This window comes from uncultured Paracoccus sp., from assembly GCF_945915435.1.
GTDB lineage: Bacteria > Pseudomonadota > Alphaproteobacteria > Rhodobacterales > Rhodobacteraceae > Paracoccus.
In genome coordinates this window covers 42,797-54,011 of sequence record NZ_CAMEFG010000025.1, presented here as the reverse complement: position 1 = coordinate 54,011, position 11,215 = coordinate 42,797, and the positions used below count along the sequence as shown (strand labels likewise).

Here is an 11,215-nt window from a genome sequence, read left to right as displayed (position 1 = left end):
GGGCGTCGTCACCCCGCGCGGGACCATCATGGCCGACCTGGTGATCGTCTGCGCGGGCCTGTGGGGGCGGCTGATCGCGGAAATGGCGGGCGAGGACCTGCCGGTCTTCCCGGTCGATCACCCGCTGACCTTCTTCGGCCCCTATGACGAATTCGCGGATACCGGCAAGGATATCGGCTATCCGCTGCTGCGCGACCAGGGCAACTCGGCCTATATGCGCGACACGGGCGACCCGAAAACCACCGAGGGCGGCCAGATCGAATGGGGCTATTACTACGAATCGGACCCGCGCCTGTGCCATCCGCGCGATATCCTGGAAAAGGAATATGCGCGCCTGTCGCCCTCGCAGCGCGACCTGGAACTGGAGGACGTGCTGTCGCCGCTGGAGCGCGCCATCGAGCTGACCCCGATCCTGGGCGAGTTGGGCTATAACGAAAGCCACTCATTCAACGGGCTGTTGCAGACCACCACCGATGGCGGGCCGTCGATCGGCGAAAGCCAGAAGGTGCGCGGGCTGTGGTATGCGGTGGCGATCTGGGTCAAGGACGCGCCCGGCATGGCGAAACTGGTCGCCGACTGGATCACCGACGGGCGCACCGGCATCGACCATGCCAGCATCGACTATTCGCGCTTCAACCCCTTTGCCTTGCAGGAGAAATTTATCGAGGAACGCTGCATCGAGACGGCGTCCAAGATCTACAACCCGCCCGTTCACCCGCGCGAGCCTTTCGCCGGCGGGCGCGGCATCCGCCGCTCGCCCTTCCACGCGCGCGAGGTGGAACTGGGCGGCCATTTCATGGAACTGGGCGGCTGGGAACGCGCTCATGGCTATGCCGCCAACGAGCATCTGCTGGAAAAATACGCGGACCAGGTGCCGATCCGGGAACATGAATGGGACAACCGCCATTTCTGGCGCGTCTCGAATGCCGAGCAGCTTGAGATGAGCGCCGATTGCGGCATCATCAACCTGTCGCATTTCCACATGACCGACATTTCCGGCCCCGACCATGTCGCGCTGCTGGAATGGCTGTGTGCCGCGAAGATCGGCGGCGACGCCAATATCGGCAAGGGGATCTACACGCATTTCCTGGACGACGAAGGCAATGTTCGCGCCGATTTCACCATCTTCCGGCTGGCCGACCGCTGCCGTCTGGTTAACGGCGCCGATGCCGGGCCGCGCGACCTGAACTATATGCGCCGCGTGGCGCAGGACCGCGGGCTGGACGTCACCATCGCCGACGTGACCGAGGATTTCACCACCATCGGCATCTGGGGCCCGAACGCGCGGACAAAGCTGCAAGAGGTGGTCGAGGATCCGGCGGCGCTGGAAAAGGACGCCTTCCCCTTCGCCGCCATCCGACAGGTCCGCATCGCGGGCCGGGACGTAAGCGCCTTCCGCATCTCTTATGTCGGTGAACAGGGGTGGGAATTGCACATGGCTTACGCGGACGGGCTGGCGGTCTGGGACGCCTTGCGGTCCACCGGCGTGATCGCGGTGGGGGTGGAAACCTACGCCAACTCGCGTCGGCTGGAAAAAAGCCTGCGCTTGCAGAACGCCGACCTGCGCACGGAATACAACCTGCTGGAGGCCGACCTGGCCCGTCCCAAGGTCAAGGAGGCCGATTTCCGCGGCAAGGCGAAGCACCTGGAATATCGCGCCCGCGCGCATCAGCCCGCGATGCTCTGCACGCTGGTGATGACCGACAATATCGACAGCAGCGGCATTGCCCGCTACCCGGTCGGCATCCTGCCGGTGCTGGACCCGGATACCGGCGAAGTGCTGGTGGACGAGTTGGGCCGGCGCTCATACACCAGTTCCATCGCCTATGGCCCGACCATCGGGCGCAATATCGCGCTGGCCTATCTACCCTGGTCGTATGCCCGCGAAGGCCGCAAGCTGGTGCTGGAATACATGGGCGAAACCTTCCCGGCCGAGGTCGCGGCGGTCGGCTACAAGCCGCTTTACGACCCGGAAAACCTCAAGCCCAGAAGCTGAGCGGCCAAACGCCGCCTTTTTCGCGCATCCGTCCCCTGCCCCCTTGCATCTGGGCCGCAAGACGCCAGATTGGGCGGGAACAAAGGGGTAACGATGGGCCATAACAATACCAGCGCGCCGGTGGCGCGCTTTCCCGAAGTCACCCGCCCCAAGCTTGAGGGCGGCAAGCGTTTCGTCATGCACAGCGAATTCCAGCCCGCAGGCGACCAGCCCACGGCCATCGCGGAACTGGCGCAGGGCGTGGGTGAGGGCGAACGCGACCAGGTCCTGCTGGGCGCGACCGGCACCGGCAAGACCTATACGATGGCCAAGGTGATCGAACAGACGCAGCGCCCCGCCATCATCCTTGCCCCCAACAAGACGCTGGCCGCGCAATTATACGGCGAGTTCAAGGGCTTCTTCCCCGAAAACGCCGTCGAATATTTCGTCAGCTATTACGACTATTACCAGCCCGAGGCCTATGTCGCGCGCTCGGATACCTATATCGAGAAGGAATCCCAGATCAACGAGGCCATCGACCGGATGCGCCACTCGGCCACCCGCGCGCTTCTGGAACGCGACGACGTGATCATCGTGGCCTCGGTGTCGTGCATCTATGGCATCGGCTCGGTCGAGACCTATTCGGCGATGACCCAGGACATGGTGGTGGGCCAGCTTTACGACCAGCGCGAATTCATCGCCGAACTGGTCGCGCAGCAATACCGCCGTCTGGACGCCAGCTTTCAGCGCGGCGGCTTTCGCGTGCGCGGCGATCTGATCGAGGTCTGGCCCGCCCACCTGGAAGACCGGGCATGGCGCTTCGATTTCTTCGGCAACGAATTGGAATCGATCACGGAATTCGACCCGCTGACCGGCGCCAAGACCGACGGTTTCAAGCAGATCCGCATCTATGCCAACAGCCATTACGTCACCCCGCGCCCGACGCTGCAACAGGCGATCAAGGGTATCCGCAAGGAACTGGCCGAACGGCTGAGGCAGTTCAACGACGAAGGCAAGCTGCTGGAGGCGCAGCGGCTGGAACAGCGCACCAATTTCGATCTGGAGATGCTGGAGGCCACCGGCGTCTGCAACGGGATCGAGAACTATTCCCGCTATCTGACCGGCCGCGCGCCGGGCGAACCGCCCCCCACGCTGTTCGAGTTCATCCCCGACAATGCCATCGTTTTCGCCGACGAATCCCACGTCAGCGTGCCGCAGATCGGCGGCATGTATCGCGGCGACTACCGGCGCAAGTTCACGCTGGCCGAACACGGCTTCCGCCTGCCAAGCTGCATGGACAACCGCCCGCTCAAGTTCGAGGAATGGGACGCCATGCGCCCGCAATCGGTCTTTGTATCGGCCACCCCCGCGCGGTGGGAAATGGACCAGACCGGCGGCGTCTTTACCGAACAGGTGATCCGCCCCACCGGCCTTCTGGACCCCGAGGTCGAAATCCGCCCCGTGGAAATGCAGGTGGACGATCTGCTGGACGAGGTGCGCAAGGTCTCTGCCGCCGGGATGCGCACGCTGGTCACGACGCTGACCAAGCGCATGGCCGAGGACCTGACCGAATACCTGCACGAACAGGGCATCCGCGTCCGCTACATGCACAGCGACATCGACACGATCGAACGCATTGAAATCCTGCGTGATTTGCGCCTTGGCGCCTTCGACGTGCTGGTCGGCATCAACCTGCTGCGCGAGGGGCTGGACATTCCCGAATGCGGGCTGGTCGCCATTCTGGACGCGGATAAAGAGGGCTTCCTGCGCAGCGAGACCAGTCTGATCCAGACCATCGGGCGGGCCGCGCGCAACGCCGATGGCCGCGTCATCATGTATGCCGACAAGATCACCGGCAGCATGGAGCGCGCGCTGGCCGAAACCAACCGCCGCCGCGAAAAGCAGATGGCCTATAACGACGCGCATGGCATCACCCCCCAGACCGTGCGCAAGAATGTGGACGACGTGCTGGCGGGACTGTGGCAGGGCGATACCGACCAGTCGCGGATCACGGCCAAGGTGGACAAGCCGCTGGTCGGCGCGAACCTTGCCGCGCATCTGGATGCGCTGCGCGCGCAGATGCGCAAGGCGGCAGAGAACCTGGAATTCGAGGAAGCCGCCCGCCTGCGCGACGAGGTCAAGCGGCTGGAGGCGGTCGAACTGACCGTCGCCGACGATCCGCTGGCCCGTCAGGCGGCGGTCGAGGCGGCGGCAGAGGAAGCGGTCGCGGCCTCGGGCCGCTCGACCGCGGGCCGGGCCGGGCAGCGCGGCGGCAACAAGCGGTCGCGCCGCCGCGGCTGACGGCAGCCGGGGCAAGGGCCGGTCTCGCATCGGAAACCGTGCGACATCCCGCCCCAGCAGCGAAGTGTTTCGCGATTGCGGGCATTTCGGACCACCCGCCTTGCCGGAAACGCAAGGGGGCGGTCATGCCCCCGGCGGGCCGGATCAGCTACAGGTGACCGAAAGCAACTTGCCGGTGTTGTCCACCTCGAAGGTCAGGCGATCCTGCATCATCTCCATCGTCATCGGCTCTCCGCTGCGGTGGATGCGATGGGCCTGCCCTTCGGGGATCGAGAGAGTGGGCGATTGCTCACCCACCAGATGGGTGTAACGCGCGGCACCGCAGGGATCGTCGGTCGCCACGATGACCTCATCGCCCTGCGAGGCACCATCCTCGGTGCAGGCGATCAGGGCAAGGGGGGCGGCCAGTGCGATAAGGGACCGGGAAAGTTTCATGTTTTCGACTCCTTCGTTCCGGCCCAAAACGTGCGCCTTGAACGAAGGTTCCCCGAACGCGCCGGGGCCGGGCCGGGTCAGCGGAAAGCCGCCAGAACCTCATCCACGAGCGCCGCGATCTCGGCCCGCGCGCTGGCGTTTCGGGCGCTTTCGCCCGCGCCGCGCCCCTGGCCCAGCGACTCGGCATAGGCGACGCGGTTGGCCAGTTGCGCCTCGGCCACGGCAGCGCCCAGTTCCGCCGCGCTTTGGGCGACCTCGGCACCCAGGCGGGTGTTGGAACGGGTGCGGTTCAGCACGATCAGCGCCTCGGCCTTTTCGCGGCGCGCAAGGTCCAGCACGCCCTCGGTCGCCCACAGGTCGACATGGCTGGTCGCCACCGGCACCACCACCAGATCGGCCACGCGCAGCGCGGGCCGCAGGTCGCTGTCGATCTTGGGCGGCGTGTCGATGATGACGAAATCGAAGCGCCGCTTGAGCTTTTCCGATTCGTAGCTGGCCCCCCATGCGGATGAGGTCGAGAACTCCAGCCCCTCATCCTCGCCCACGCAGCCAAGCCGTTCCATGAACCAGCGGCCCAGGCTGCCCTGCGGATCGGTATCGACAAGGGCGATGCTGTGACCCCTGCCCCGCAATTCGACCGCCAGATTCGCCGCCAGCGTGGTCTTGCCCGACCCGCCCTTTTGCTGGGCAACCGTGATGATGCGTCCCGCCATGCCGTCCCCCTTTTTCAGCGCAAGATTATGGCAATTCTCGCGGAATGCACGGGGTTTTTCGCAGATGCAGCAAATCAGATGATCCCGTGTTCATGCAAAAGCGCCTGTTCATCGCCCGAGACCCAGCCGAAGACCCTGGCCTGCCCGTCCAGCACCTGCACCAGATAGTGAACCTCGAAATCCACCGCCGTCTCGGGCAGGTCCTCGCGCGCATAGGTCGCGGTCCAGCCGACATGGGCCAGGCAATGGCAGTCGTCGATGGGGACGGTGCCGATAGCGCGGATGCGCATGTCCCGCGTGCCGATGGCCCGGTAATGCGCGTAACCCTGGGTCATGGCCCGGATCAGCCCTTCGTCGTTCTTGCCGGCCATGACGCCCCGGGGCGAGGCCGCGATGAACTCGGGCGCGTAAAGCGCGGCCAGTTCGCCGGGGTCCAGATCGCCCGCAAGGGATTGGCGGAAAAAGGCCGCGTAGCGCGCGAACAGCCTGTCCACCGCGTCCTTCATCAGGCAGCCCCCGCCCGATAGATGCGGTATTCGCGGCAACCTTGCCCGGCGTCACTGCCATCGTTCACGGGACCCAGCCCCAACCCGGAACGGTCGGGCGGATTGCGCGCCTCGAACCCGGCGCAAAGGCGGATGGTCTGGTCGTCCACGACGTGATAGCCATAGGGCTGGCCGGTGAAGGGATCGCTCAGCCGCGGCGTGTCGCGGCAGCCCGGCGCGGGCGCGGGCGTTTCGGGCAGCGGTCCGGTGTCGTCGCCCACCATGCAGGACAGATGTGCGCTGATCGCCCGGAAATCGGCAAGCCGCTGGCGGTCGCGATATTCCTTGCGGGCCTCGACCGGGCCACCGGTCATGGCGATGGCAGCGGCGACCACCACCCCCGCCAGCCCCGCGATCGACCATGCCGCGATTGTCTTGAGCCGGTCAGGCATCGTCCATCTCATCCCGGTAATAGGCCAGAACCAATGCGCTCATCACCGCCACCAGAAGGGCCTTGAGAATGAAGCGCAAAGTCAGTTCGCCATTGAGCAGCGCAAAGATCGTCACCGCCAGGTCCCCCAGCAGGAAAAGCGCCGCCACCAGCAGCGACGCCGCCGCCAGCCACCTGCGCACCAGCGAACGCCCCGAGGGGCGGTCCCTGGCATCGATCCGTTCCACGCGATGGTTCAACAGCAGGAAAAGCGGCACGAAGGTCAGCAACGTCGCCACCGCCATCCTGACACCGCCGGCATGGATATTGCCGCCGCCATCGGGCAAGGCGCGGTCGATCAGCGTAAAGCCCAACTGGCAAATGCAGAAGCTGATCACCGCCAGCGAAACGAAAAGCAGGCCGAACAGCAGCGCCTCGCGCGCGGAAAGATAAGGCCGGGGGCGCGGCACCGGCGGCAGGCCGGGGACATGCGCCCAAGCGGCCAGCGCCTGCGCGGTTTCGCTGTCGCGCCAGCCCGCCTGACGCAGCGCGTCGCGGATCGAATCGCTGCCGTGGCCCGCCGCGCGGGCGTCATGGACGAATTGGGTAAGCTGATCCGTTTTCACGTCCTTATCCTTGCCGCCGCCCAAGGGGACGACGCCCGGCGGGCAATGTCAATCGCGCAGGCGCGGGGCGGACGGAAGCCTGGCCGCCGGTCCCGCCGATTTTTTGCGGTTTGTGCAAATTCCCTCTTGCACGCCCCGGCGCAGTTTCATAAACACCCCTCACCGATGGCCAGCGAGGCCATCGGGATGGAGTGCGGGCGTAGCTCAGGGGTAGAGCATAACCTTGCCAAGGTTAGGGTCGTGAGTTCGAATCTCATCGCCCGCTCCAAAAAAATCAAGCGATATTCGGAAGATATGCGGCGAAGCCGTGCGGCAGGCAACCTATCCGGCTGCCGCCTCGATTTCCTGCGCGACCAGTTGCTGAAGCCGCCAGATGTAATCGTCGTGGATGCCGTGTTCCTCCAGCCCCAGCACCGTGCGCAGCAGATATTCTGCACCCGATCCGGCGGCCCCCGCCGCGCGGGCCAGCCGACGCGCCTGTTCCTCGACCGTCAGATCGGCAACCGTGGTGCCCACGGGATCGGCGTAGAAGGTCAGCACCTCTTCCCTGCCCCGGTCGGTCTCGGCCTCGATCCAGCGGGCATTGCCGGTCAATTCATGCGCGACCAACTCGCGGCGCAGGATGGCGCGCATCGACTCGGCCTCGGTCCCGTCGGCGATTTCCAGAACCAGCCCCTCGCAACTGCCGCCACTGGCCAGGGCAAGCATCAGGCCGGGCCGGTCGGGCGAGCCGCGGAAATGATCCAGCGAGATCGAGAAACTGCGATGCCACCCGACCGCCCGCGCCCGGCACCGCGCCTGAACCGCAAAGCCGGGATTCCAGATGAGCGAGCCATAGGCGAAGATCCGCAGCGGACGCGGGCGGCCTTGCGTCAGCCTGTCGGCCAGTTCGTCCAGGTCGGCGTCATCCAGCATCCGCCAACGCGGATCATGCAGCGGCCCCTCGACCGCGCTTATGCGCGCGACATGGTCATGGGACAGCACGATCTGGCAACGGGAAGGCATCAGGTCCTCTTTCGCGAAGGATCGGGGCAGATTACCGCCCGGGGGCGAAAATCTGAAGCCCCATAAGCGCGGACCGCTATTCGACCGTCACCGACTTCGCCAGATTGCGGGGTTGATCGACATCGGTGCCTTTGGCGACGGCAGTATAATAGGCCAGGTATTGCATCGGCACCGCGTAAAGGATGGGCAGGAAGATCGAGCCCGATGCCGCGGGCAGCGCAAGCGTGCCGTGACAGCCTTCGCCCGCCTGGCGCACCCCCTCGGCGTCCGAGATCAGCAGGACCTGGCCGTGGCGCGCCATGACCTCCTGCATGTTCGAGACGGTCTTGTCGAACAATTCGTCGCGCGGGGCCAGCACGACCACGGGCACGTTGCGGTCGATCAGGGCGATGGGGCCGTGCTTCAACTCGCCCGAGGCATAGCCCTCGGCGTGGATATAGCTGAGTTCCTTCAGCTTCAGCGCCCCCTCCAGCGCGACGGGGTAAAGCGGGCCGCGGCCCAGATACAGGACGTCCTGCGCCTCGGCCAGCCAGGCGGCGAGACGCTGGCATTCATCGGCAAGGCCAAGCGCCTGGTTGACCAGCCCCGGCATGGCGCGCAATTCCGCGATCAGCCGGGCGCGGCCCGCGTCGTCGATCCGCCCCCGGTCGTGGGCGGCCTTGATCGCCAGCACGGCCAGCACCGCAAGCTGGCAGGTGAACGCCTTGGACGAGGCCACCCCGACCTCGACCCCCGCCAGCGTCGGCAGGGCGATATCGGCATCCCGCGCAATGGCCGAGGTGCCGACATTGACCACGCCGATCGTCCTGGCAACCTTGCCGCGCAGATGATGCAGCGCCGCCAGCGTGTCGGCGGTCTCGCCCGACTGGCTGACGCAAAGCGCCCAGCCGGACGGGTCCAGCGGCGGCTCGCGATAGCGGAACTCGCTGGCGATATCGAGATCGCAAGGCAGGCCCGCCAGGCGCTCGAACCAGTATTTGGCGACATGGGCGGCATAAAAGGCGGTGCCGCAGGCCACCAGCGTCAGGCGGCTGGCCTGGCTGAAATCCAGCCCCTCGGGCAGGATGATGCGGTCGTCTTGCAGGTAGTGGTTCAGCGCATCGCCAAGGACCACGGGCTGCTCGGCGATTTCCTTGGCCATGAAATGGCGGTGCCCGGCCTTGTCGATGGCGGCAGAGCCTGCGTCGATGGTCGCCACCTCGCGCAGGGCGGGACGGCCCGCCGCGTCGATGATCTGCGCACCCGCGCGGGTCAGCACAGCGATGTCGCCGTCCTCGAGATAGGTGATGCGGTCGGTGAAGGGCGCCAGCGCGATGGCGTCCGAGCCGATGAACATCTCGCCCTCGCCATGACCGACGGCAAGGGGGCTGCCCTTGCGGGCGGCGATCAGCAGATCGGGCTGGCCGTCGAACAGGAAGCCCAGGGCGAAGGCGCCATGCAGCCGGGCGACGGTGGTGCGCACGGATTCGGCCGGGGACATGCCCTGCGCCATGTAATGGGCGACCAGCATGGCGACGACCTCGGTATCGGTGTCGGATTCGGGATTGAGACCCGTTGCCACCATCTCGCCCCGCAATTCGCGGAAGTTCTCGATAATGCCGTTGTGGACGACCGCAACGGGGCCGCGCAGATGGGGGTGGGCGTTGTTTTCGGTCGCCGCGCCGTGGGTGGCCCAGCGGGTATGGCCGATGCCCGCGTGACCGGCCAGCGGCTGGTGGACCAGCTTGTCGGACAGGTTCACCAGCTTGCCCACCGCGCGGCGGCGGTCCAGCCGCCCCTGCGCGTCGATACTGGCCACGCCCGCGCTGTCATAGCCGCGATATTCCAGCCGCTTGAGCGCCTCGACCAGTTGCGGCGAGACCTCGTGATTGCCCAGAATTCCGATGATGCCGCACATCTAGCCGTTCCCCTTTCTTGCCCGCAGGGCCTCCATCAACCGCGTGGCGAGACCCGGCTTGTTGACCTGAACCGCCCGGCCCACCGCCAGCGCATCGTCCGGCACGTCCTGCGTGATGACCGAACCGGATCCGGTCAGCGCCCTGTCCCCCACGCGCACCGGCGCAACCAGCATCGTGTCCGAGCCGATGAAGGCATTGGCCCCGATGACCGTGCGGTGCTTGCCGACGCCATCGTAATTGCAGGTCACGGTGCCCGCGCCGATATTCGTGGCCTCGCCCACCTCGGCATCACCCAGATAGGTCAGGTGGCCGACCTTGACCCCGTCGTGCAGGACGGCGTTCTTGATCTCGACGAAATTGCCGACATGGACATCGCCGCCCAGTTCGGCGCCGGGACGCAGCCGGGCAAAGGGACCGACACTCGCCCCCGCGCTGACGTGGCAGCCTTCCAGATGGCAGAAGGGCAGGATCTCGGCCCCGCTCTCGATCGTGACGCCGGGGCCGAAGACGACGTTCTGCCCGATCACGGCATCGCGTCCGATGGCCGTGTCCAGCGCGAACCAGACGGTCGCCGGGTCCGACAGGGTGATGCCGTTTTCCAGCGCGGCGGCGCGGGCGCGGGACTGGAAGGCAGCCTCGGCCGCCGCCAGTTCGGCGCGGGTGTTGATGCCAAGCGTCTCGGATTCGTCGCAGGTGACGACATCGACCCGGCGGCCCGCCTGCCGGGCCAGCGCGACGATATCGGTCAGATAGTATTCGCCCGCCGCATTGTCGTTGCCCAGGCCCCTCACCAGTTCGGCCAAGAGCGCGGCATCCGCCGAGACCACGCCGGAATTGCACAGCGTGATGGCGCGGGTGGCGGGATCGGCGTCCTTGTATTCCACGATCCGCTCCAGCCCCTGCGGGCCGGTCACCAGACGCCCGTAGCGGCCCGGATCGGCGGCCTCGAAGCCCAGGACGGCGACATCGGCTGGATGGCCGGCCAGTTCGGCCAGCGTCTCGGGGCGGATGAAGGGCGTGTCGCCGTAAAGCACGACCACCCTGCCCGCAAAACCCTCCAGCAGCGGCAGGGCCTGCGCGACGGCATGGCCGGTGCCAAGCTGTTCGGCTTGCAGGACGGTCTGCGCCTCGGGGTCCAGACGCGCCAGCGCCTTGCCCACGCGGCCGGCACCGTGGCCGGTGACGGCGATCACCCGCTCAGGCTCCAGCGCGCGGCCCGCCGCCAGCGCATGGGCCATCAGCGGCGCGCCGGCAAGGCGGTGCAGCACCTTGGGCAGGTCGGATTGCATGCGGCTGCCCTGCCCGGCAGCCAGGACGATCAACGCAACGGGTTTCTTCGGCATGGCT

At 66.5% G+C, this 11,215-nt stretch carries 10 protein-coding genes and 1 tRNA gene; 3 read left to right on the top strand and 8 right to left on the bottom strand.

The genetic code is table 11. The features are described 5' to 3' along the window. On the top strand, positions 1 to 1,996 hold a 1,996-nt coding region (locus tag Q0O97_RS10115; protein ID WP_294928295.1), incomplete at its 5' end, for an FAD-dependent oxidoreductase. A gap of 93 nt (positions 1,997 to 2,089) precedes the next feature. Next, positions 2,090 to 4,276, top strand: coding sequence for an excinuclease ABC subunit UvrB (uvrB, locus tag Q0O97_RS10110; RefSeq protein WP_294928292.1), 2,187 nt, complete (start codon positions 2,090 to 2,092; stop codon positions 4,274 to 4,276). Positions 4,277 to 4,420: 144 nt separating this feature from the next. Here the strand turns inward: uvrB and Q0O97_RS10105 are convergent, their stop codons facing one another. From Q0O97_RS10105 to Q0O97_RS10085, 5 genes are all read right to left on the bottom strand, one after another. Next, positions 4,421 to 4,711 carry an I78 family peptidase inhibitor gene (locus tag Q0O97_RS10105; protein WP_294928289.1) on the bottom strand — a complete coding sequence of 97 codons (291 nt, stop codon included), beginning with the start codon at positions 4,709 to 4,711 and terminating at the stop codon, positions 4,421 to 4,423. Positions 4,712 to 4,788: 77 nt separating this feature from the next. Further along, on the bottom strand, positions 4,789 to 5,424 hold the full coding sequence (gene parA, locus Q0O97_RS10100) for a ParA family partition ATPase (RefSeq protein WP_294928286.1): 636 nt from the start codon (positions 5,422 to 5,424) through the stop codon (positions 4,789 to 4,791). Positions 5,425 to 5,498: 74 nt separating this feature from the next. Further along, positions 5,499 to 5,930 (bottom strand): nuclear transport factor 2 family protein, encoded by a 432-nt coding sequence (locus Q0O97_RS10095; RefSeq protein WP_294928283.1) that lies wholly within the window; start codon positions 5,928 to 5,930, stop codon positions 5,499 to 5,501. Continuing rightward, positions 5,930 to 6,361, bottom strand: a complete 432-nt coding sequence (locus Q0O97_RS10090; RefSeq protein ID WP_294928281.1) for a hypothetical protein — start codon at positions 6,359 to 6,361, stop codon at positions 5,930 to 5,932. Before Q0O97_RS10090 ends, Q0O97_RS10095 begins: the two co-directional genes overlap by 1 nt. After that, positions 6,354 to 6,965 carry a DUF5671 domain-containing protein gene (locus Q0O97_RS10085; protein ID WP_294928279.1) on the bottom strand — a complete coding sequence of 204 codons (612 nt, stop codon included), beginning with the start codon at positions 6,963 to 6,965 and terminating at the stop codon, positions 6,354 to 6,356. The genes Q0O97_RS10090 and Q0O97_RS10085 overlap by 8 nt, the downstream gene beginning before the upstream one ends. 193 nt (positions 6,966 to 7,158) lie before the next feature. Here Q0O97_RS10085 and Q0O97_RS10080 point away from each other — a divergent pair. Next, a tRNA-Gly gene (locus Q0O97_RS10080) sits at positions 7,159 to 7,233 on the top strand. A gap of 53 nt (positions 7,234 to 7,286) precedes the next feature. Here Q0O97_RS10080 and Q0O97_RS10075 read toward each other — a convergent pair. The 3 genes from Q0O97_RS10075 to glmU form a co-directional block, all read right to left on the bottom strand. Then, positions 7,287 to 7,970: a gamma-glutamylcyclotransferase gene (locus Q0O97_RS10075; RefSeq protein ID WP_294928277.1), complete on the bottom strand. Its 684-nt coding sequence runs from the start codon at positions 7,968 to 7,970 to the stop codon at positions 7,287 to 7,289. 76 nt (positions 7,971 to 8,046) lie between these two features. Next, positions 8,047 to 9,867: a glutamine--fructose-6-phosphate transaminase (isomerizing) gene (gene glmS, locus Q0O97_RS10070; protein WP_294928274.1), complete on the bottom strand. Its 1,821-nt coding sequence runs from the start codon at positions 9,865 to 9,867 to the stop codon at positions 8,047 to 8,049. Then, positions 9,868 to 11,211 (bottom strand): bifunctional UDP-N-acetylglucosamine diphosphorylase/glucosamine-1-phosphate N-acetyltransferase GlmU, encoded by a 1,344-nt coding sequence (glmU, locus tag Q0O97_RS10065; RefSeq protein WP_294928271.1) that lies wholly within the window; start codon positions 11,209 to 11,211, stop codon positions 9,868 to 9,870. Positions 11,212 to 11,215 lie beyond the last annotated feature (4 nt).

What these genes read in the sequence shown, in the direction of transcription:
- Q0O97_RS10095 (WP_294928283.1), bottom strand. Translation starts at nt 5,930, where the DNA reads ATGAAGGACGCGGTGGACAGGCTGTTCGCGCGCTACGCGGCCTTTTTC.
- Q0O97_RS10105 (WP_294928289.1), bottom strand. Translation starts at nt 4,711, where the DNA reads ATGAAACTTTCCCGGTCCCTTATCGCACTGGCCGCCCCCCTTGCCCTG.
- glmS (WP_294928274.1), bottom strand. Translation starts at nt 9,867, where the DNA reads ATGTGCGGCATCATCGGAATTCTGGGCAATCACGAGGTCTCGCCGCAA.
- glmU (WP_294928271.1), bottom strand. Translation starts at nt 11,211, where the DNA reads ATGCCGAAGAAACCCGTTGCGTTGATCGTCCTGGCTGCCGGGCAGGGC.
- Q0O97_RS10090 (WP_294928281.1), bottom strand. Translation starts at nt 6,361, where the DNA reads ATGCCTGACCGGCTCAAGACAATCGCGGCATGGTCGATCGCGGGGCTG.
- parA (WP_294928286.1), bottom strand. Translation starts at nt 5,424, where the DNA reads ATGGCGGGACGCATCATCACGGTTGCCCAGCAAAAGGGCGGGTCGGGC.
- uvrB (WP_294928292.1), top strand. Translation starts at nt 2,090, where the DNA reads ATGGGCCATAACAATACCAGCGCGCCGGTGGCGCGCTTTCCCGAAGTC.
- Q0O97_RS10075 (WP_294928277.1), bottom strand. Translation starts at nt 7,970, where the DNA reads ATGCCTTCCCGTTGCCAGATCGTGCTGTCCCATGACCATGTCGCGCGC.